This is a genomic window from Micromonospora sp. NBC_00389 (assembly GCF_036059255.1).
Classification (GTDB): domain Bacteria; phylum Actinomycetota; class Actinomycetes; order Mycobacteriales; family Micromonosporaceae; genus Micromonospora.
This window is the reverse complement of sequence record NZ_CP107947.1, coordinates 4,894,298-4,914,796: the sequence shown is the minus strand read 5'-3', so window position 1 is coordinate 4,914,796 and position 20,499 is coordinate 4,894,298. Positions and strand designations below refer to the sequence as shown.

The window sequence follows — 20,499 nt, the reverse complement described above, 5'->3', positions numbered from 1 at the left end:
TAACCAAGCGACCGCGGCGACGAAGATGAGGTCAAGAAACGCGATCGACGTAAGGCGACCAGCCCCCCAGGCGAACGCGGCGATTACGCCAGCTGGCCAAGTGATCCATCGGATTGGGACACCTTCGTCCGACCTCATCAAACACCTCCGAATCGGGCGGCCTCGACAGAGGCCTCTGAGCGTGGACCAACACGATTAATCGGAATGAGTTATACCGGAGGCCTGTCTCGTGGCATGTCGCTCGTCGACTTATGGACTGAGAGTTTTCCAGGAGGCTACCCCTCGCGCCTGACTTGGTAAACCGTGATCGGACCTCACCTCGGCCTTTCGTTAAGGACTGTTCAGGTCCTTGACCGAAAATCAGGAAGGGTCACCACGATGGGCGGACATCCGGGCCCTGCACTTGCAACCGTTATGCTCCAAATGTTCCGTCGCCGCTGGCCTGACCCACGCGCGGACAGAACGTCAGCCCGTCCTCCACCTGCTGATCACGAGTATGAGCGACTTGGACCGATGCGCAGCTCAGCCACGTAGCCAAGGTGTTGGTAGCCCACAGGCAGGCCTGCATGATGAGGCTCCTGCCGGCCAGCGAACCGGGCCAACCGTCGTCGATAGCCCCGTCCCGAACCCTCGCAGGACCTGCTCCGGCCGCATCCCGCCAGCTCAGACGTCCACAGAAGCCTATGTCCCACTCTCGCTCACCGCGCGGCCATGCCAGGTTGCCGAGGCGAACGCGGAGCACAAGGAGCTCCTGAACATCTACCAGCGGCGGGACGAACAGGCCGCCGTGCGCCTGACCGTCCAGCACCTGCAGGCCACCCTTGCGGCGATCGAGGAAGCTCACGCGGGACTGAGCCGAACGGCACAGCGCGCTCGGCGGATCCCCGATCGGCCGACTGTAAGCAGGCGCATCTAGAGCCGTCCGCCGGTGTACACCAGGATCTCGCGGACCCGCTTCTTTGCGAGCTCGCAGTAGTCGACGGCGGCCTGCCTTGCGGCGCGTGCGTCGCGCCGCTCGAACGCTTCCATCAGGCGCCCTTGAACCTTCACGAACTTCTGTGACGTTTCGGGCGTCGACCCGAATGAGCGGGTCATCACGCTCTTGATGCTGAGCCGACCGAACGTCGACGTGAGCAGCGGATTGCGGGCGAGGGACACGAGGTGCTCGTGAAACGCGTAGTTGGCGTCGAGATAGCCGTGAAAGTCCACGAACCGCTCGCCGACGAGCAACGCGGCCATCGTGTCGAAACGGCGACGCAGCTCGGCCACCTCGTCATCGGTCACCCGATGCATCGATAGCGTGATGACGCCGAGTTCGATCGCGAGCCGGGCGTCGAAGGTCTCGTCGGAGGTGCGCACGTCGAGCGGCGCGATCACGTAGCCGCGGTCCGGGTCACGGCGGACCAGCCCATCCGACGACAGCCGGGTCAGCGCGTAGAACGCAGCTGCCTGGTCGACGTCGAGTTGCGTCGCCAGTTCCTCGAGCGGCAACGCGTGGTCGGCGGGGTACACCCGGCTCAGCACGAGCTCGCGCGCGCGTCCGTAGACCTCATCGTCGCGAGCGAACTCGAACCGGCCGAACCCGCCGCGGAAGTACGTCAGCGGCTGCCCCTGGCCGGCGGTCGCGGACACCACCCGCCCCAGAAAGATCGTGTGGGTACCGCCGGCGACCGACTCGACGACCTCGCACTCGATGTGCGCGAGGGCGTCGCTGAGCAGCGGCAGCCCGAGCGCCCCAATGTGGAGGGCGACACCGCGAAACTTGTCACTGCTCGCGATGGCGAACTGCTTGGCGAGCTCGCCCTGGTCCTCGCCGAGCACGTTGACGACGTACCGCCTGGACATCGACACCGCCTGTGCGGTTGGGACGGCATTGTTGATGCAGGCGAGCATCATCGGCGGGTCGAGCGACAGCGACGTCACGGAACTCGCGGTCATGCCGTGACGCTTGCCGTCCGCCTCGGTCGTGACGACGGTGACCCCGCTGGCGAGGTGACCGACGACGTGCCGGAAGTTGGCCGCATCCACCGACGGATCCGTGCTGGTGCTGGCGGGCTTCATTCCCCTACCTCCGTCGTCGCTGCCGGGACTGGCTGCGGACGGTGTCACGTCCTTCTTCCCGGTGCTGCTCATTGAACAAAGCGGGCGGATGGCGGGCACTCACGCAAGCCGTGAGATTGCGGGTGCCGGGGTGCCGGGGGCCGTAAGAAGGCTGCTGCTCCGCGTCCTACCCGGCGAGGTATCCGGTGGGACTGACGGATTCCGCCATCGCGGCGGGTGAATTTCACGTCGGGGGACACTCCGCTTTCCCCGGTCCCGAGGCTTGACTTCTAGGGTGATCAACGCAGCCGTCGTGGGCCTCGGATGGTGGGGCCAGAAGATCGTCACCGACCTGGCCAACAGCGAGCACGTTCGAGTCGTACTGGGCGTGGACGTCGCCAAATCCGCCCGTGAGCGCGGAGCCGAGCACGGCATCCGCGTGGCGACGTCGCTGGACGAAGCCCTCGCGGACGCGGCCGTCGATGCGGTGATCCTTTGCACGCCGCACCGCTTGCACGCGGAACAGATTGTGGTCGCGGCCAGGGCTGACAAGCACGTGTTCTGCGAGAAGCCGCTGACCACCAACGGCCGCGAGGCCCGTGCCGCCATCGCGGCGGTGCAGGCGGCGGGCGTGCAGCTCGGCATCGGCCACGAGCGCCGCTTCGAGCCGGCCGTCCAGCAACTGCGCGAGATGTGCCGCAGCGGCGAGGTAGGTACCCCGCTGGTGTTCGAGGGCAACTTCAGCCAGGACAAGTTCCTGGACCTGCCGGGCGACAACTGGCGGCTGTCCACCGCCGACGCGCCGGTCGGCCCGCTGTCGGCCACCGGCATCCACATGGTCGACCTGGCTATCGCGGTGTTCGGTCGACCGGTGGAGGTGTGGGCCCGCCTCGGCATCCACGCGACGACGTTCGAAAATGGTGACACTCTCACGATCACCATGGGCTTCGAGAACGGCCGAACTGCGATGATCACGGCCATCCTCACCACCCCGTTCGTCGGCCGGGTGACGGTGCTCGGGTCCAAGGCGTGGGTGGAGATCCGTGATCGCAACCACCCCGAGCTCCCGCGCGGCTGGGATGTCACCACCGTGCACCGGGGAGCGGAGCCGAAGACGGTGTTCTTTCCGCCGCACCCGAGCGTCCGCGAGAACATCGAAGCATTCGCCCGTGCCGCCGCGGGCGAGAAGCCGTACCCGGTGTTGTACGAGGAGATGCTGTACAACGTCGACGCGTTCGAGGCGATCACCCGCTCGGCGCACAGCGGGCTCGTTGAACGGGTGGGTGGTTCGTCGTGACGACCCCAGGCGCATCGTGGTTCGACAGCAGCCGGCTTCCCTAGCGGTCCGCGCCTAACCACTCCAGCGACGAAACGTCTCGCGCGATCACCATCGAGTCGACACGATGACCGAATGCACGATTGGCCCGGACACTCCGGCAGCGAGGTTCCCGCACCAACTCCTGTCGCGTGGCTGACGTTGGGCATGTTGCCCACCGAATGGATCCCTCGGTGGGCCGCGTTCTGGCTCGCAGGGGGATACGACGGGTCAGCCCTCGTCGAGCTCGCCGGGCTTCACGGCGACGACCCGCACGAGGTCCGGGCCCTGCTCCCGGCCGCGCTTGCAGAATGTGGTGTTGCCGTGTCAGGAACAGATGTCGCCGCCGCGATGGAAGCCTTCACCCACCTGACTCAGCTCGACGCCGACGGCAAGGCAGGCGAGCGGTGGATCGTCAACAAAGTCGACCAAATCCTCGCCAGTTCCGGATACGCCAACAGCGTTATCTCCCTCCCCCTCGGCCAGCTCTACGGTCTGGACGACGAGTGGGCAGGGGTGGAGTAAGCAGTTACGTAACGGCGGCAGAGCAGCTACGACTGCGACGAGCGCACGGTGCGAAACCGGCTGCACAAGACCGCGCTGCTCGGCCACTCCTTTCAGCGGCGGCGAACCCTGCCTGAGGTCGCCGTCCGGCTGGTACGGCTGCTCCTACGTTCCCCTCGCCCAGCCCGAACGCGAGGCGACGGCTTATCCGCACCGACGGTCAGGAGAGAAAGCCCGCCACCACGTCCGCAAAAGGCTTCGGGTGCTCGTATGCCGTGGCGTGCCCGCCCGGAAGCCACGCCACCGTCACCGCTGGAAGCGTCGCGGCGAACCATTGGGTCGCTTGCCGGAACGGCGGCGCGTCGTCCTTGCCGCACGCCACGAGCACGGGCGCCGTAACCGACCCCACCAAGGCGGTGGTGTCCGCGATCGCCAACGCCTCACACGTGCGGGCGTACCCCTCCGGGTCGCTGGCCAGCAGGATCCGGCGCACGCGCTCGACCGCATCGGTCGCGTCCCGGCGGAACGCCTCGGAGAACCACAGTGCCTCCATCGGCTCGACGACGGCCTCGAGGCCCTCACGCCGCACCGTGGCCGCCCGGTTGCGCCACATCGCTCGCATGGCGTCGGGGTAGACCGCGACGGCGTCGGCGACGACGAGTCGCTTCACAAGGTCGGGCCGTCGAGCGGCGAGCACCTGGGCGACCAGGCCGCCGAGCGACACCCCTACGAGATGGATCTGGCTATGCCTGGCGATGTCAGCCTCGATCGCATCGGCGAAGTCATCAATTGTCGCGCCCTGCGGCGGCAGCGGGGCGGACCCGTGACCCAGCAGGTCGGGCACAACGACGTCGCCCACGTCGTCGGGCAGCGCTTCGACCACTGGGTTCCAGAACCGGTGGTCGGCACCCAGCGGGTGCAGTAGGACCAGTGGGGCCTTCATGCGCGCTCCCGGGCCGGAAGTCGTGGCGCCCGGTCGGGCGGGGGTGTCCGGGCGGTGTTCATCGTCATTGCCAGAGTGGTGTAATAGCCGGCTGTGCCGACCACCTCGACGACCCGCGCCTCGCCCAGTGCCTCGACAGCGGAGGCGTACGTCGCGTCGGAGACCTGGCGCGTGGTGTGCAGTTCGTCGAGCAGGTCGTACACATAACCGACCTCCGGCCGGCCACCCGCCGGCCGCACGCCTCGCGCGACGGCGTCAACGACGTCCTCGGGGAGGCCGGCCTGCAACGCCAGCGGCTGGTGGTAGCCGAACTCGAACTCCTGGTCCCAAGCCCGCGCGACGTAGAGGATCACCAGCTCCACCAGGTCGTCGTCGAGTGCGCTGTCGAACCGCAGGTACTCGCCGACCAGTTGGAGCCGGGTCATCAGTTCGGGGCTGCGCAGCAGTGGCACGAACGGCCCGAAGATCGCGCCGCGCGGACCGGCGGCGATCCGTGCGGCGGCCGCGCGCTGCTCGTGGGTGAGCTCGGCGTCGGAGGGCAGTGGCAGGCGGTCGCTCACGCCGCGGAACCCAGGGCCGAGTTGACGTCGGGCATGACCTTCTGCGCCATCAACTCCATCGAGCGGCGGGCCAGCCTCGGGTCGACCCAGTCCAGTCCGGCGTACACGAGTTCGCCGAACTCGCCGATCTCCTGGCGGAAGGCGAGGATCTGCTCGGTAACCGACTCCGGCGTGCCCGCGATGACCAGCTTGTCGAGAACGTAGTCGAGCGTGATCTCCTCGTCCGGCTGGTCCCGGTGCGTCTTGAACAGCTCGAGGCGGCCGAGTTTCCGCATCTTCTTCAGCATCTGCGAGTAGTAGAACCGGTACGGGCTGTCCTCGTTGTCGCGGCCGTAAGCCTGCGCCACGCTAGGGTCGTCGGCGACGAACACCGTACGAGCCACGCGCCAGTCGGCCGGGTCTGCCACCTCGCCGGCGGCTTGCTTGCCCTGAACATAGTTGGGCCAATGCGTGGCCACCCATTGCGGGAGCAGGAAGTTGGACGACAGCGGGTGGAAGTCCCGTTGGCCCATCGCGATGACGCCTTTGGAGAACGGCGCCACGACGGTGCCGACGATCTCGGGCCGGGGCTGTTGGAGCGGCTTCGGCATGATGCCGACGCCGAAGTCGAGGTCGATGGTGGTCTCGGTGGTGACCTTGAACCGGTTGTCGGGCAGATCGATTGAGTACGGCGGGTCCAGCTCCCAGATCTTCGTGATCACGTCGATAGCCTCGGCGAAGATCCGGTTGCGGTCCTCGTGCAGGATGCCGAGCGCCTCCGCGTCGGACGTCAGCGCGCCCGGGCTGATGCCGAGGATGAACCGGCCGTTGCTGAGGTGGTCGAACATCGCTGAGTTCGCCGCTACCAGCACCGGGTGCTGCTGTGACAGGTTCGTGGTGCCGGTCGCCAGCCGAATGTGCTGCGTGTCGGAGATCAGCGTTGCCAGGAACAGCAGACTGTTGGTGATGTTCTCGTGCTGGTCGGTGAGGTGCTCTCCGATGAACGCGTCGTGGAAGCCCAGCGAGTCCGCCAGGATGACCGCCTCGCGGTCCTCCCGGAGGGTTTCGGCCCACGTCCGGCCGAGTGGGTGCAGCGGCATCGAGAAGTAACCCAGTCTCACGGCGTGCTCTCGCTTCCTGTGTGTCGCCCCGCGGTCTGTTCCGCGTATCGGCAGTCTCGTTCGCGATCCGTGTCTGGGCAGTGGCGCGGCCTGTGAATCCGCAGGCGGTGAATGACGCAAGTCGTCAGTGCCGGGTGCGGTGGCCAGCGCTCCACCACCGCTGTCATGCGGCTGTCGATGACGTGCAGGCGGCCGGCTTCGGTGATCAGCCCGCGCACCGAGGGAGCCGGCAGGCGTCGTCGGTTCAGCGGCCGCCCGAAACGTCGAGCACGGTGCCGGTGATGTACGACGCCGATGTTGAGAGCAGCCACACGACGGCCTCTGCGACCTCGACGGCCGTGCCCGGCCGTCCCATCGGCTGCGCGGGGCCGAGCCGCGGCACGCGCCCCGGATCCCCACCACTCGCGTGAATCTCGGTGTCGATGATGCCGGGGCGCACGGCGTTCACCCGCACCCCGTGGCGGGCCACCTCCAGCGCGAGTCCCCGGGTCATCGTGTCGACGGCGGCCTTGCTGGCGGCGTAGTCGACGTACTCCAGGGGCGAGCCGAGCTGCGCGGCGCGCGACGACAGGTTGACGATCGCGCCACCCTTGCCGCCGGTCTGGGTGGACATACGGCGGACCGCGGCACGGCAGCACGCGGCCGCGCCGAAGACGTTGACGGAGAAGACCCGGCGCCAGCGAGCCATGTTGATTTCGACCATCGACCGTTGCTGTTCGAGGACTCCGGCGTTGTTGACCAGCGCGGCCAGCGGACCCAGCGCGTCGGCGACGGCGAACAGTCGCTCGACGTCGGCCTCGTCCGCGACGTCGCAGCGTACGGTGCGCACCTCGACGCCCCGCTCGCCCAGCTGTTCGGCCAGCTCGGCCGCCTCGGCGTCGCGCGACCGGTAGCCAAGCACCAGGTCGTGGCCGCGGTCGGCGAGGAGTTCGGCCGTGGCAGCCCCGATGCCACGCGTTCCGCCCGTGACGACGGCAACCGGGCGGCTCACCGCGCCCCCCGCGGCTGGGGTACGGCGTGGGCGAGCGCCGCGATGTCGTCGCCGCCGTGGCCTGCCGCGGAGGCGGTCGCGAGCAGCTCGAGCGTGACGGCGGTGAGGGGCGCGGTGTCGCCGGCCGCGGCGAGGATGAATCGGGCGTCCTTGATCCCGCTGTCGACTGCGAAGGAGAGCGGGTAGTCGCCTGCCGCCATCAGGGTGCCCTTGGCCGCGACGAACGGCGACTCCATCGGGCCGCCGTGGATCGCGTCCAGGAACGCTGTCGGGGCGAGGCCGAGCGCGCCCGCCACCGCCATCGACTCGGCGATGGCCGCCGTCACGTTGAGCACGAACGCGTTGGCCGCGAGCTTGAGCCGCGAGGCCGTGCCGGCCTCGCCGAGCCAGACGGTCCGGGAGCCGATGGCGTCGAGCACTGGGGTGAGCACGGCCCGCGTGTCGGCGGGCCCGGACGCCAGCACGACGAGGGTTCCCTGCTCGGCGGGATGTTTGGTGCCGAGGACCGGCGCGTCGACGTACCGCAACCCGAGCTCGGCCGCCACGTCGGCCAGGCGCGCGGCGCCGTCGACGCCGACGGTGCTGGTCTGCAGCAGCACCGCGCCCTGCGCGAACGCTCCGTCGGCGTCGCGGAGCACCTCCTCGACGGTGTCGGCGTCCCACAGCATCGTCAGCACGACGTCGGCGTCGCGGACAGCGTCGGCGACCGTCGGGGCCACGCGGGCGCCGGCCTTGGCCAGCGGGGCCGCCCGCTCGGGCGTGCGGTTCCAGACGTTGAGCGGCAGCCCGGCCGCGGCGAGGTTGCGCGCCATCCTGGCGCCCATCACCCCGGTGCCGAGCACGGAGACGCGGGGACCGTTGACCTGACCGGAACTCGTGTATACCTTCACGCCATGATGTATACCAAGCGAATGGCGCCGTGACCACGGCCCACATCCGGCCGACGGTGGCGCTCCCCTCTGGACCATTGGCGACCGGGCTACGCATCGGCGGCCGGGTTGTCGAGGGGCGGGGCCCTCGGCTCGATGTCGTCAATCCCGCGACGGGCGGCGTGCTCGCGGTCGCCGACAGTGCCGACCAGGCCGACGTCGAGGAGGCCGTCCGGGTCGCGCAAGCGGCCTTCGACTCCGGCGTGTGGAGCCGGATGCCAATCCACCAGCGGTCGCGGATCCTGCACCGGTTCGCTGACGGGATCGCGGCGCGGATGAGCGACCTCTACCAGCTGGAGACCGCCAACAACGGCCGGCCACTGACCGAGACGAAGGCGCAGATCACCCGGCTGCCGGAGTGGTACCGCTACAACGCCTCGCTGCTGCTCGCGGACCGCGACGCGGTGGTCCCGATGCCCGGGCCCTACCACTCGTACACCAGCCGGCTGCCCCTCGGCGTGGTCACGATCCTGGCGTCGTTCAACCACCCGATGATGATCGCGTCGAAGGCTCTCGCGCCCGCGCTGGCGACCGGCAACTCGGTGGTGCTGAAGCCGTCCGAGCAGACCCCCCTGACCGCGATGTTGCTGGCCGACATCGCCCACGAGGCCGGCATTCCCGACGGCGTACTCAACGTCGTCAACGGCCTCGGCCCGGTCGTGGGCGCCGCTCTCACCGAGCACCCGTTGGTGAAGAAGGTGGTGTTCACCGGCGGCACCGAGCCTGGCCGGTCGATCGCGCTCGCGGCGGCGAGGCGCTTCGCCAAGACCACACTCGAGCTCGGCGGCAAGTCGCCGGTCATCATCTTCGGTGACACCCCCGTCGACGTGGCCGCGCGCGGCGCCGCGTTCGGCGGCTTCATCGGGGCCGGCCAGACCTGCATCGCGGGTAGCCGGCTGCTGGTGCACCGCAGCATTCACGACGGGTTCCTCGACGCGCTGACCGCGGTCGCCGAGGGAATTCGCATCGGCAACCCCAGCGACGAGTCCACACAGCTCGGCCCGGTGATCTCCGCCCGAGCCAGGGACCGGATCCTCGGCCGCATCGCCGAGGGCGTGCGGTCCGGCGCCCGCGTCGTCACGGGTGGCGCCGCCGCGACCGTGCCCGGGCTGGAGGACGGCTTCTTCGTGCAGCCGACCGTGCTGGCCAATGTCACCAACGACATGACCGTGGCCCGCGAGGAGATCTTCGGGCCCGTCGTCGTGGTGATCCCCTTCGACGAGGAGGAGGAGGCCGTCGCGATCGCCAACGACTCGCCGTACGCCCTCGGCTCCGCGATATGGACCCGTGACATCGCCCGCGCCCACCGCGTGGCATCCCGGCTCGAGGCCGGGATGGTCTGGATCAACGACCACCACCGCCTGGACCCGTCCTCCCCGTGGGGTGGTCTCAAGGAGAGCGGAATCGGCCGCGAGGGCGGCTGGGAGTCGTTCCACGACTTCACGCAGGTGCGTGCGGTGACCGTCCGGACGGCGCCCGACGACGTTGACTGGTACGGCGGCAAAGCGACCGGAAGGCTGAACTGATGAGCGACCTGACCATCCACCCGGTCGAGAACGGCGTGATCCTGGCCGAGCTGTCCCGGCCCCCGGAGAACCTGTTCAGCATCGAGCTATGCGGACAGCTGGCGGCCGTGCTCGACGACCCGCCGGAGGGCGCTCACGTGCTGCGCCTGCGGGCAACCGGTGACGTGTTCTGCCTTGGCCGCGACCGTGGCGGCTCGACTCCGGCCGAGGTGCGGGCGGAGGCCGAGGCGCTCGCCGGGCTCACCCGCTCGGCGCAGCGGACGAGGCTGGTGACCGTCGCCGAGGTGCAGGGCGACGCGGCCGGGTTCGGTGTCGGCCTGGTGGCGGCCTTCGACGTGTCGGTCGCGGTGCGGGACGCGGCCTTCCGGTTCCCCGAAGTCGGCATCGGCCTCGCGCCGGCCCTGGTCCTCGCCTGGCTGCCTCGCGTGGTCGGCCGCCGGAAGGCGTTCTGGCTCACCGCGACGGGAGAGCCACTGGCCGCCGAACAGGCGGCGGCGCTCGGCCTGCTCAACGAGGTGGTCGACACGCGTGACGCCCTGACCAAGCGGGTCGACGACATGGTTGCGCAGCTGCGCGCCCGCAGCCCGCGGGTGCACGGCGACATCAAGGACATGCTCCGGGTGTTCGGCGATGTTGGCGACGAGCGCGCTCTCGACGTGAGCATCGACCGGCTCGTGGTCGGGTCGCTACGCCGTGGCGAGGGCTGACGTGGCGGCATGACGGGTTCAACCGGCGTACGGCAGACTGCTCGGGTGTCCACCGAGTCGGCCGCCGCGCGAGTGGCGGGTAGCCTGCGCGAGCGTGTGTCCAGCGGGCAGCTCCTGCCGGGGACCGCGCTGTCGCAGGCAGGCCTGGCCGAGGAGTACGGCGTCAGCCGTATCCCGGTCCGCGACGCCCTCCAGCAGCTCGCCAGCGAAGGGCTCGTCGAGCTACGCGGCGCGACCGCGGTGGTGACCCCGCTGTCTATCGACGACCTGCAGGAACTCTACGAGCTGCGTGAGGCGGTCGAACCCGTCGCCACCCGGCTCGCCGTCCCGCGGGTGGGCCGGGCCGGCATCACGCGGATGACCCATCTGCTCGCGGTGATGGATGACCCGGCCATCGGGCCGGGCACCTGGGTGGAGACCAACGCGGCTTTCCACGCGGAGGTCTACACGCTGGCCGGACGGCCGCGCATGATCGCGATGGTCGAGCAGCTGCGGCGGCTCGCCGACCGCTACATCTATTTCCACCTCGACGTGGTCGGCCAGGCCGGGCACCTGCAGGAGGAGCACCGGCAGATCCTCGACGCGGTGAAGGCGCAGGAAGCGCGGGCTGCCGCCGAGCTCACCCGCGCCCACCTCGCGTCGTCACACGCCGTCGTGCTCGACTACCTGCTCACCCAGGAGCGGGACGGGGCTTAGCGCGCCACCATCCCCGCGGACAGGTCGATGTCGGCCGCGCAGAGGCCGGGCATGTGCAGCATCGCGACGACGGCCGCGGCCACCTCGTCCTCGGTGAGCATCCGGTGCAGCGCTGCCCGCGACACGAACGCCTCCTCGGCCTCCTCGTACGTCGTCCCGGTGCGCTCGGCCTCCAGGTTGAAGTTGCGGGTCATCCGCGGCCCCTGGACCGGACCCGGCGACAGGCAGTTCACCGAGACGCCCGCCGGGCCCACTTCGTACGCGAGCGTCGCGGTCAGCCCGATCACCGCCATTTTGGAGGCGGTGTACGGCGTGCGGCGGGTCAGCGGGCGCTTGCCGCTCACCGACGCGAGGTTGATCACGTCGCCGACGCCCCGCTCGACCATCGCCGGGAGGAACGCCCGGCACATCAGGTAGATGCCGCGGACGTTGATCGCGAAGACGTCGTCCCACTCGTCGGGCTTGATGTCGACCAGCGGCGCGACGGGGCCAGGGACGCCGGCGTTGTTGACCAGGATCCCCACCGTCTCGTCGGCCACCTCCTCGGCGAGCGCGGCAACGCTCGCCGGGTCGGACACGTCGGCCGCCGTGACCCGGATGCTCCCGGACATCGCCTTGGCCTCGGCCGCCACGGCATCGAGCCGCTCCCGGTTACGCCCGACCGCGACCACGCGGGCGCCGCGGGCCGCGAGAGCGAGCGTGATCGCACGGCCAAGCCCGCTGCCGGCACCGGTCACGACGGCGGTACGGCCCGCCACCCGGTCGCCCGGGAAGGCGGGCCCGTCGACGGTGGTCACGCTGGACCATCGAGCAGGGCGACCGCGCGGGTCGGGCCGCCGTGGGCGCCGAGCACCTTGAGCGGGAAGCCGATGAACGTGAACCGCTTGCCGATCAGCTGGTCGAGGTTGGTGAGGTTCTCGTAGTGGGTGATGTGGTGGCGGCGGCACATCATGTGGCACGGGTAGGACTTGCTGGTCGGGTTGTCGGGTGTCGGGCTGTCCACGCCGAACGTCTTCACCCCGTGCTCGACGATCCATTCGCTGCCGGTCTCCCCGAGGCCGGGGAATTCGGTGAGGTACTGCGGCTGCCCGGCGTACCGGCCGTGCGTCCCGGTGTGCAGCAGCAGGATGTCGCCGCGCTCGACGGTCACGTCGACGGCGTCCTGCGCCGCGTCGAGATGCTCGGCGGTGATGTCCTGGCCGGCGCCGACGTGCGAGACGTCGAGGCAGACCGCCGGCCCGTAGAACAGGTCGAGCGACATCTGGTCGATGGTCTGGGCCGACGGGTCGGGGTCGAGGTGGGAGAACGAGTCGACGTGGGTCGGGCCGTTGTCGTTGAAGATGATGCCCTTGGTCTGGAACGAGAAGCCGCCCACGAAGCGCAGCGCCGTCTCTTCGTGCAACGCGTGGTCGAACACCACGGTCTTGAGGTGGCCGGGATAGACCTGCATGCCCTGGTAGATGTCCTGTGACAGGTCGACGAGCTGCACGTCGACACTCCCTTCCGTCGGGCCGGCCCCGCTGACCGGGGTGGCTGGGTGTCGGAACTCTAGGGCGGCCGCGCGCGGCACGGACGCTTCAATCGGAGTAGGTTTACGGTCATGAACGCACCGATCGGTGAAGCGGTCCGGCGTCCCGGTTCGGCAGCCAGGACACCGCCCCGGCCCGGGGCCACCGCGTCGCCGTTCGACATCGCGGACCGGATCGCCGAGGTGGTGGGCGGCCCGGTCATCCTGGAGGACCCGTCGTTCCGAGTGCTCGGCTACTCCGCTTTCGTCGGCCCGATGGACCGTGGCCGCGCCGAGGCGATCCTCGGCCGCAGGATCCCGGGTGTGTGGCTCGAGCATCTGACCCGGACCGGAAGCCTCGACCGGCTCCGCGGCACCGCGGACGTCGTCGACCTGTCCGACGGCCCGTGGAAGGCGCACCGCCGGCTGATCACGGCGTTCCGGGCCGGAGACCGCCTGCTGGGGTTCGCCTGGGTCGCGGAGGGCGAGCGGCCGCTCGGCGATGGGGCGGCCCGCGTCTTCCGCCACGCCGTCGACGAGGAGACGCCCGCCCTGCTGCGGCACCTTGAGCGGCTCGACGCCGAGGAGGCGCACCGGTCGCGGCTCGCCTCCGCGCTGCTCGACGGACTGCCCGGGGCACCTGCCGCCGCCGACCGGCTCGGCTTCGACCGGGACGGCCGCTTCGTGGTCCTGTCCGTCGCCGGTCCGGCACAGGCGCGGGCACGGACGGAGGACGGGGAGGCCGGGAGAACGCGCCTGCTGGAGCACCTGCGTCTCTGTCTTGACTCGTTCCACCGCCGCTGGGTGGTGACCCCCCGCGGCGACGGCGGGCTCGCCCTGGTGGCCCTGCGGGCCGAAGAGTCCGAGAAGATGGCCGCGCGGCTCGGCCAGGAGGTGTTGAGGCTCGCTGGCGACGGCCCGCTGCGCACCATGCGGGTCGCGGCGAGCTCGGTCGGCGCCGGCCTCGCCGTCCTGCCGCGGCTGCGCGCCGAGGCGACCGCCGCGACAGTCGTGGCAGGCGACGACGGGTCGTTCGTCGCGTACGCGGACGTCGATGCCGAGGTGCTCGTCGCGGACGTGGTTGCCGCGCTGCCGGCGGGTGTCCGGCTGTCGGGGATCGATCGGCTGCGCGCGGCCGACCGCGGCACCGGGCCAGAAGGCGGCGAGCTGGAGCGCACTCTGCGCGCGTTCCTCGCAGCGTGCGGCAGCGCCTCGGCGACGGCCCGCGAGCTCGGCGTGCACGTCACCACCGTCCGGCACCGGCTCGACCGGATAGCCGCGATTTCGGGGCTCCGGCTCGACCGCCCCGAGGTCCGCATCGCCTGCGACCTTGTGCTGCGCCGCCCCTGAGCCTGGGACACCTGTCGCCCAGCAGTCCGGCGGCCCGGCACTGACGTTTGCTGACACCCCTGTTCACACCGGCTCGCCCTAGGGTGGCCGGATGACGACAGCCCAGACGGACGTGACGACGGTCGGCGTGGTCGGCCTCGGGATCATGGGGTCGGCGATGTCCGGCCACCTGCTGACCGCCGGCTTCGACGTGACCGGCACCGACCTGGCCCGGCCCGCGGTCGACGAACTGGTCGCCCGCGGCGGCCGCCCGGCCCGCGACCTCGCCGCCCTCGCGCGCGAGTCGGCGGTCGTGGTCACCTCGCTTCCGTCCGCCGCAGCGGCGCTGGAGGTGTGCCGGGGCCTCGCCGCCGCAGAGCCGGCCGACCTCGTCGTCGTCGAGACGTCGACGCTGTCGCTGGCCGTGAAGCAGGAGTGCCGCGAGTTGCTCGCCGCGGTCGGCGTAACGCTGCTCGACTGCCCGCTCAGCGGTACCGGCGCGCAGGCCCGCGACCGCGACCTGGTGGTGCTCGGCAGCGGCGACGAGGCGGCGTTCGAGAAAGCCCGTCCGGTGATGGCAGCGTTCGCGCGGTCAGTACGGTTCGTCGGGCCCTTCGGCCACGGCATCACGATGAAGCTGGTCGCCAACCTGCTGGTGTCGATCCACAACGCGTCGACGGCGGAGGCGTTCGCGCTCGGCGTGGCCGCGGGCCTCGACCCGGCCGTCCTCTACGAGACAGTCCGCGAGGGGGCGGGCGGGTCGGTCATCTTCGACAAGCGCGGGTCGCTCATGGTCGAGCGTGCCTACCGGCCGGCGACCGCGCGGGTGTCGATGTTCGTCAAGGACGTTTCATTGGTGCAGGAGCTGGCCGCGTCGGTCGGCGTCGCCACGCCGGTGCTCGACGCGACACTGCCGCTGTACACGAAGGCGGTGGACGCCGGGTGGGCCGATGCCGACGCGGCCGCGCTGCTGGAGGTCGTCGAGGCGGAGGTGCGGGGTTGAGCGGGATGACCTTGGCGCAGGCGGAGGCGGTTGCCGCCGGGACGCTGCGACACGCCCGCGCGGCCGGGGCGGCGCCGCTCGCGGTGGCGGTGCTCGACCCGGGCGGCCATGTGGTCGTGGTGAAGCGCGAGGACGGCGCGGGCATCCTGCGCGTCGAGATCGCGACCGCCAAGGCCTTCGGCGCGCTCGGTATGGGCATGTCGTCGCGGGAGATCGCCCAGCGGGCGGAGCGGCAGCCGACGTTCTTCGCCTCGCTTGCCGCAGTGACCGGCGGTCGGCTGGCGCCCGCGGCGGGAGGTGTTCTGGTACGCGACGCCGACGGCTCCCTGCTGGGAGCCGTCGGCGCGAGTGGCGACGTCTCGGACGTGGACGAGGCGTGCGTGCTGGCCGGGATCGCGGCCGCCGGGTTGGTCTGACGGCGCGCGCCCCGGTCGGCGGATCAGTCGGTGAGCTTCAGCAACCGCGCTGCCGTCCGACCGCGGATGGCCTCCCGGTCGTCGTCGCTGAGCCCGCGGGTCCCGTCGATCTGGCCGAGCGGGTCGTAGTGGCCCATGTCGAACGGATAGTCGGTGCCGATGACGACGTGATCGGCGCCCATCTGCTCGACCAGGAACTCCAGGTGCGGCGCGTCGAACACCAGGCAGTCGACGTAGATCTGCTTGAGGTAGGTGCTCGGCGGTCGTGAGATGTGGTGCCGGCCTTCGGGCCGCAAGTCGTAGGCGTGGTCCATTCGGGAGGAGTAGAACGGCAGGTAGCCGCCGCCGTGCACGGCGACCAGCTTGAGGTTGGGGTGTTCCTCGAGGACCCCGCCATGGATGATTCGGGTCAGCGCGAGGGTGGTGTCGAGCGGGTTGCCGATGACGTTGGTCAGGTAGTACTTCCGGAACCGTTCGCCGCCCGTGAACCCGTTGGGGTGCAGCATCACGACGACGTCGAGCTCCTCCGCCTTGGCGAAGAACGGCCGGAACCGGCGGTCGTCGAGATCCATTCCCATGACGTTGGTGTTGATCTCGACGCCCCGGAAGTCGTACTCCGTGACGCACCGCTCGAGTTCCTCGACCGCCGATCGCACGTCCTGCATCGGTACGGTGGCCAACCCGACGAACCGATCGGGGTGGTCGCCGACGATCTTGGCGAGGTTCTCGTTCTGCATCCGGGCGAGCTCACGGGCAAGCTCCGGGTCGGCCCAGTAGAAGTAGCCGGCCGGGGCCACCGAGATGGCCTGGACGTCGATGCCCATCCGGTCCATGTCGGCGATCCGTGTCTGCGGGTCGGTTGCCTGCGGCATGATCTCGCGGACGTGCTCGAGCTGGTAGGCGTTGGTCTCGTCGCCGCCGTAGTAGCTGAACGGCTCCATCTCCGGCGCCATCAGCCCCTCCACGAGCGGCTGGCAGTCGGGGAGGATGACGTGGGCGTGGATGTCGACGGTTCGGTGGGATCCGCTGGGCATGGATGACCTTCTGTTCGTTGGGACGTGGGGCGAAAGCGGACTCAGCCGACGGGCGTGGGCGCCCAGGGCAGCTGCGCGCCGGCGTACTTCGCGGCCCGGACGTCGCCGGAGCGGGCGTGACCCTCGAAGAGCTCCACGCGTGCGGCGCGGCCGCACAGCTCGCCGAGCCGGGCGCTGGCGGCCGGATCGGTGACCTCCTGGTACGTCACCGTGCGCAGGTACTTCCCGACCCACAGCCCGCCGGTGTAGCGGGCGGCACCGCGGGTGGGCAGCACGTGGTTGGTGCCGATCACCTTGTCGCCATATGACACGCAGGTGCCCTCGCCGAGGAAGAGCGCGCCGTAGTGCCGCATCTTGTCCAGCGCCTCGCGCGGGTTGCGGGTGAGGATTTGCACGTGCTCGCTGGCGTAGGTGTCGGCGAGCGCGTACGCCGCGTCGAGGTTTTCGACGACGTGCACCTCCCCGTGGTCGCGCCACGCGGGGCCGGCCATGTCGTTGGTCGACATGCCCGGAAGGATCTCGTCGACGTGGACCATGACCGCTCGGGCGAGTGCCTCTGAGGTGGTGATGAGCACCGCCGGGGAGTCCGGCCCGTGCTCGGCCTGGCTGAGCAGGTCGACGGCCACCACGAACGGATCGGCGGCATCGTCGGCCACGACGAGGATCTCGGTCGGTCCGGCGAACAGGTCGATGCCGACCTCACCGAACAGTTGCCGCTTCGCCTCGGCGACGTACGCGTTGCCCGGGCCGGCGATCAGGTCGACCTTGCCGATCGACTCGGTGCCGATGGCCATCGCGGCGACCGCTTGGACACCGCCGAGCAGGAAGATCTCGTCCGCGCCGGCCATGTGTAGGGCGGCCACGGTCGCCGCTGGGATCTTTCCGCGCAGCGGCGGGGTGCAGGCAGTGACCCGCTCGACCCCGGCGACCTTCGCCGTCACGACGGTCATGTGCGCCGAGGCGGTCAGCGGGTAGCGGCCCCCGGGCACGTAGGCACCGGCCGCGACGATCGGCAGGTGCTTCTGGCCCAGGAACACGCCCGGCTGGGTCTCCACCTCCAGGTCCTGCAGGGTGTCGCGCTGGCGTTGGGCGAAGTCGCGGACGTTGGCCTGCACAGTTCGGATGTCGTCGACGACCTCGGAGGTCAGTGACGCGACGAGCTCCTCGATCTGATCCGGCCTGAGCCTGAACGACTCGGGCGACCAGTTGTCGAACTTCTCGGAGTAACGGCGTACGGCCTCGTCGCCGTTCGCGCGAACGTCCTTGATCACCTCACGGACGACGGTGGAGACGTCGTCGTTGCCGTGGGCGGCGGGCACGCCGCCGGTGGGGGACTTCAGGTGGGTGCTCATGGTGCTCCTGTACTGGGCGGGTGCGGTCAGGCCACGGGCTCGGCAGTGGGGCTCATTTCCTTCATGGCCTCGAGACGCGCGAGCACCTCGGCCTGGAGGGTGGCCACCGTAGGGTCGGTCTGCCGGCGCGGGCGGGGCAGATCGATGGTGATGTCCTCGTAGATCCGGCCGCCGGGCTGGAGCACGATGATCCGGTCGGACAGCTCGACGGCCTCGACGACGTCGTGGGTCACGAAGACCACGGTCTTCTTCGACTGGGCCCAGATGTCCTGTAGCTGCGCGCGAAGCCCTCGGGCGGTGATCGCGTCGAGGTGGCTGAACGGTTCGTCCATCAGCAGCAGGTCGGGCTCGACCGCGAAGGCACGGGCGATGCCGACGCGCTGCTGCATGCCGCCGGACAGCTGACCGGGATAGAAGTTGGCGTTCTTCGCCAGGCCCACCATCTCGAGGTACCGCTTGGCCCTGGCCACGGTGGCCTCGCTCCGGTCATCCTGGACGTACATCATGTTCCGCATGACGCTGCGCCAGGGAAGCAGCCGCGGGTCTTGGAAGACGTAGCCCATACGGGCCGGGCCGCCATCGTCACTGGTCAGGCTGATCTCGCCGGAGGTGTGCTCCTCCACGCCCGAGATGATGTTGAGCAGCGTGCTCTTGCCGCAGCCCGAGGGCCCGACGATCGACACGAATGTCTGGCCGCTCACCTCGAAGGAGATGTCGTCAAGGACCCGGCTCGCCCGGGGAGTGCCCAGGTTGAAGGTCTTGGCGAGGTTCTTGACGGTCAGGACTGCCACGAGAGCTCCCTAGGGCTGGGGGTGTGCAGGATGGGGGCGGACGGGATCATCAGCCATCCCGCCAGCGGAAGGCGCGCTTGATCGCGCGGTCGAGCACGAGCCGGTCGAGCAGCACGATGAAGCCGACGAACAGCACGACCCAGGCGGCGAACCCGCCGAACCGGTTGGCGTCGTACCAGAAGCGGGCCCGGTAACCGACACCCCCGCCGCCGCCGAACCATTCGGCGAGCAGGACGCCGTTCCAGCCGATGATGATCGCGAAGCGCACGCCGGCCGCGATGTACCCGGTGACGGCTGGGAGGACGAGGTCGCGGATGCGGCGGGTGACCGGCACGTTGTACGTCGACGACATATCGCGCAGGTCGCGGGAGACGCCCCGCACGCCTTGGGCGACGTTGACGACCACGAACGGCACCGAGGTCAGAAACGTCGTGATGATCGGGCTCATGTCGCCGAAGCCGAACCACATCACCGTGAGAAACGACCAGATGATCGCCGGGATCGACAGGCCGACCAGGACCGGGCTCTCGAAGAACGCCCGGGACAGCGAGGAGAGGCCCATCAGCACACCGATCGCGATGCCCACGACGGTCGCGAGCAGCAACCCGACGCCGAAGCGGTAGAGCGTCGAGCCGAAGTTGCCGAAGACCTCGCCGCGGGAGAACTCCTCGCCGAGCCGCTGCACCACCTCGACCGGGCCCGGGACGCGGCCGAAGAGCAGCGACATCAGGACCCAGAACAGGAAGAAGGACAGCAGCGCGGCGACCCGGGCGGCCCCGTCGGAGGTGAGCCGCTTGCGCCAGGGCGGCGTGCTCTGCTCGATCTCGCTGGTCGAGCGGCGCCGGTTGACGGTGGCCTGGAACGTGGTGCTCATAAGGCGGAACTCCTTTCCTCCGGACGCCATGCGAGGAGCCGTGCCTCGGCCTTGAACAGGACCAGGCGCTCAATGAGGAGCATGAACACGATGAACAGGGACGTCCACGCGAGCACGGCAGCGATGTCGTAGAGCTGGTACTCGGTGCGGATCTGGAAGCCGACACCGTTGCGGCCTCCGAACACCTCGGTCAGCGCCTCGACCTTCCAGGCCACCGCGAAGCACATCCGGATCGCGGCGAACACGAACGGCACGATCGTCGGGAGAAGCACCTCCCGGCGGATCTGGTGCGGGGCCCGCCCGAAGGCCTCGCTCATGGTGACCAGGGACTTGTCGACGCCCCGGATGCCCTCGGCGACGTTGAGCGCGACGTAGGGCGCGGACACGAGCGCGACCGCGAGGATCGGCCCGAAGTTCGACAGGCCGAACACGATCAGCGACATGACCGCGTAGACGATCGCGGGGATCGTGCCGGCGATGGTCACGCCACCGTGGAAGAACGCCCGCCAGTAGTTGTACCGGCCCATCAGATAGCCGACCGGCGCCCCGATGGCGGCGGCGACCCCGAAACCGGCGAAGGTCTTCAGCACGCTCGCCGAGAAGTCGGTGACGAAGTTGCCGTTCTCGACGATCTCGACCGCCGCTTGGAAGACCTCGTGCGGGCGGGGCAGCAGCCGGGATCCGTACCACCAGGAGCCGAACTCCCATAGCAGGAACATCGCGATCCAGCCCAGGACGAGCAGGCCGGTGCGCCGCCAGCGCCGCAGCCGGCCGATCCTGCGGGCGCTCGCCTCGCGGTCGTCGGGGTCCGCGGGGGGCGCGGCCGGAGCCGCGCCCACCAGCTGATCCGTCATCATCTCTCCTTCACTCGGCCCTACCGGG

General features: G+C 69.9%; 21 protein-coding genes. 8 read left to right on the top strand and 13 right to left on the bottom strand.

Features of this window, described 5'->3' with window-relative positions:
- Positions 1-912 precede the first annotated feature (912 nt).
- Positions 913-2,061, bottom strand: a complete 1,149-nt coding sequence (locus OG470_RS23335; RefSeq protein ID WP_328415441.1) for a flavin reductase — start codon at positions 2,059-2,061, stop codon at positions 913-915.
- Positions 2,062-2,335: 274 nt separating this feature from the next.
- On the opposite strand from OG470_RS23335, the gene OG470_RS23330 reads away from it, so the two are divergent.
- Together OG470_RS23330 and OG470_RS23325 are read left to right on the top strand one after the other, a co-directional pair.
- Positions 2,336-3,337: a Gfo/Idh/MocA family protein gene (locus tag OG470_RS23330; RefSeq protein ID WP_328415440.1), complete on the top strand. Its 1,002-nt coding sequence runs from the start codon at positions 2,336-2,338 to the stop codon at positions 3,335-3,337.
- Positions 3,338-3,451: 114 nt separating this feature from the next.
- Positions 3,452-3,880 (top strand): hypothetical protein, encoded by a 429-nt coding sequence (locus tag OG470_RS23325; protein WP_328415438.1) that lies wholly within the window; start codon positions 3,452-3,454, stop codon positions 3,878-3,880.
- A 199-nt stretch (positions 3,881-4,079) separates the two neighbouring features.
- Here OG470_RS23325 and OG470_RS23320 read toward each other — a convergent pair whose 3' ends face one another.
- The 5 genes from OG470_RS23320 to OG470_RS23300 all read right to left on the bottom strand — a co-directional run bounded on the left by OG470_RS23320 (position 4,080) and on the right by OG470_RS23300 (position 8,343).
- Positions 4,080-4,802 carry an alpha/beta fold hydrolase gene (locus OG470_RS23320; RefSeq protein WP_328415436.1) on the bottom strand — a complete coding sequence of 241 codons (723 nt, stop codon included), beginning with the start codon at positions 4,800-4,802 and terminating at the stop codon, positions 4,080-4,082.
- Positions 4,799-5,362, bottom strand: coding sequence for a carboxymuconolactone decarboxylase family protein (locus tag OG470_RS23315; protein ID WP_328415434.1), 564 nt, complete (start codon positions 5,360-5,362; stop codon positions 4,799-4,801). The genes OG470_RS23320 and OG470_RS23315 overlap by 4 nt, the downstream gene beginning before the upstream one ends.
- Positions 5,359-6,462 carry an LLM class flavin-dependent oxidoreductase gene (locus OG470_RS23310; protein ID WP_328415432.1) on the bottom strand — a complete coding sequence of 368 codons (1,104 nt, stop codon included), beginning with the start codon at positions 6,460-6,462 and terminating at the stop codon, positions 5,359-5,361. Before OG470_RS23310 ends, OG470_RS23315 begins: the two co-directional genes overlap by 4 nt.
- A 244-nt stretch (positions 6,463-6,706) precedes the next feature.
- On the bottom strand, positions 6,707-7,453 hold the full coding sequence (locus OG470_RS23305; RefSeq protein WP_328415428.1) for an SDR family oxidoreductase: 747 nt from the start codon (positions 7,451-7,453) through the stop codon (positions 6,707-6,709).
- Positions 7,450-8,343, bottom strand: coding sequence for an NAD(P)-dependent oxidoreductase (locus OG470_RS23300; RefSeq protein WP_328415426.1), 894 nt, complete (start codon positions 8,341-8,343; stop codon positions 7,450-7,452). The genes OG470_RS23305 and OG470_RS23300 overlap by 4 nt, the downstream gene beginning before the upstream one ends.
- A 29-nt stretch (positions 8,344-8,372) precedes the next feature.
- On the opposite strand from OG470_RS23300, the gene OG470_RS23295 reads away from it, so the two are divergent.
- Genes OG470_RS23295 through OG470_RS23285 form a run of 3 tightly spaced genes read left to right on the top strand, consistent with a single transcriptional unit; the run spans position 8,373 to position 11,311 of the window.
- Complete coding sequence (locus OG470_RS23295) at positions 8,373-9,908, top strand: aldehyde dehydrogenase (RefSeq protein ID WP_328415424.1); 1,536 nt, start codon at positions 8,373-8,375, stop codon at positions 9,906-9,908.
- On the top strand, positions 9,908-10,615 hold the full coding sequence (locus OG470_RS23290; protein ID WP_328415422.1) for an enoyl-CoA hydratase/isomerase family protein: 708 nt from the start codon (positions 9,908-9,910) through the stop codon (positions 10,613-10,615). Before OG470_RS23295 ends, OG470_RS23290 begins: the two co-directional genes overlap by 1 nt.
- 45 nt (positions 10,616-10,660) lie before the next feature.
- Positions 10,661-11,311, top strand: coding sequence for a GntR family transcriptional regulator (locus OG470_RS23285; RefSeq protein ID WP_328415421.1), 651 nt, complete (start codon positions 10,661-10,663; stop codon positions 11,309-11,311).
- On the opposite strand, the gene OG470_RS23280 is transcribed toward OG470_RS23285, so the two are convergent.
- Together OG470_RS23280 and OG470_RS23275 are read right to left on the bottom strand one after the other, a co-directional pair.
- Positions 11,308-12,108, bottom strand: a complete 801-nt coding sequence (locus OG470_RS23280) for an SDR family NAD(P)-dependent oxidoreductase (RefSeq protein ID WP_328415420.1) — start codon at positions 12,106-12,108, stop codon at positions 11,308-11,310. The two genes, OG470_RS23285 and OG470_RS23280, sit on opposite strands and share 4 nt — an antisense overlap.
- Positions 12,105-12,800, bottom strand: coding sequence for a cyclase family protein (locus OG470_RS23275; RefSeq protein WP_328415418.1), 696 nt, complete (start codon positions 12,798-12,800; stop codon positions 12,105-12,107). The genes OG470_RS23280 and OG470_RS23275 overlap by 4 nt, the downstream gene beginning before the upstream one ends.
- Positions 12,801-12,911: 111 nt before the next feature.
- Between OG470_RS23275 and OG470_RS23270 the strand changes: the two genes are divergently transcribed.
- From OG470_RS23270 to OG470_RS23260, 3 genes are all read left to right on the top strand, one after another.
- Positions 12,912-14,168, top strand: coding sequence for a PucR family transcriptional regulator (locus tag OG470_RS23270; protein WP_328415417.1), 1,257 nt, complete (start codon positions 12,912-12,914; stop codon positions 14,166-14,168).
- Between the two features lie 91 nt (positions 14,169-14,259).
- Positions 14,260-15,150: an NAD(P)-dependent oxidoreductase gene (locus tag OG470_RS23265; protein ID WP_328415415.1), complete on the top strand. Its 891-nt coding sequence runs from the start codon at positions 14,260-14,262 to the stop codon at positions 15,148-15,150.
- A gap of 5 nt (positions 15,151-15,155) precedes the next feature.
- Positions 15,156-15,566, top strand: coding sequence for a GlcG/HbpS family heme-binding protein (locus tag OG470_RS23260; RefSeq protein ID WP_328426562.1), 411 nt, complete (start codon positions 15,156-15,158; stop codon positions 15,564-15,566).
- Positions 15,567-15,589: 23 nt separating this feature from the next.
- On the opposite strand, the gene OG470_RS23255 is transcribed toward OG470_RS23260, so the two are convergent.
- The 5 genes from OG470_RS23255 to OG470_RS23235 are packed head-to-tail and all read right to left on the bottom strand — an operon-like array spanning position 15,590 to position 20,471.
- Complete coding sequence (locus OG470_RS23255) at positions 15,590-16,600, bottom strand: amidohydrolase family protein (RefSeq protein ID WP_328415413.1); 1,011 nt, start codon at positions 16,598-16,600, stop codon at positions 15,590-15,592.
- Between the two features lie 41 nt (positions 16,601-16,641).
- Positions 16,642-17,952, bottom strand: a complete 1,311-nt coding sequence (gene hisD / locus OG470_RS23250) for a histidinol dehydrogenase (protein ID WP_328415411.1) — start codon at positions 17,950-17,952, stop codon at positions 16,642-16,644.
- A 26-nt stretch (positions 17,953-17,978) separates the two neighbouring features.
- Positions 17,979-18,743, bottom strand: coding sequence for an ABC transporter ATP-binding protein (locus OG470_RS23245; RefSeq protein ID WP_328415409.1), 765 nt, complete (start codon positions 18,741-18,743; stop codon positions 17,979-17,981).
- A 49-nt stretch (positions 18,744-18,792) separates the two neighbouring features.
- Complete coding sequence (locus tag OG470_RS23240) at positions 18,793-19,617, bottom strand: ABC transporter permease (RefSeq protein WP_328415407.1); 825 nt, start codon at positions 19,615-19,617, stop codon at positions 18,793-18,795.
- Complete coding sequence (locus tag OG470_RS23235; RefSeq protein ID WP_328415405.1) at positions 19,614-20,471, bottom strand: ABC transporter permease; 858 nt, start codon at positions 20,469-20,471, stop codon at positions 19,614-19,616. The genes OG470_RS23240 and OG470_RS23235 overlap by 4 nt, the downstream gene beginning before the upstream one ends.
- Positions 20,472-20,499 lie beyond the last annotated feature (28 nt).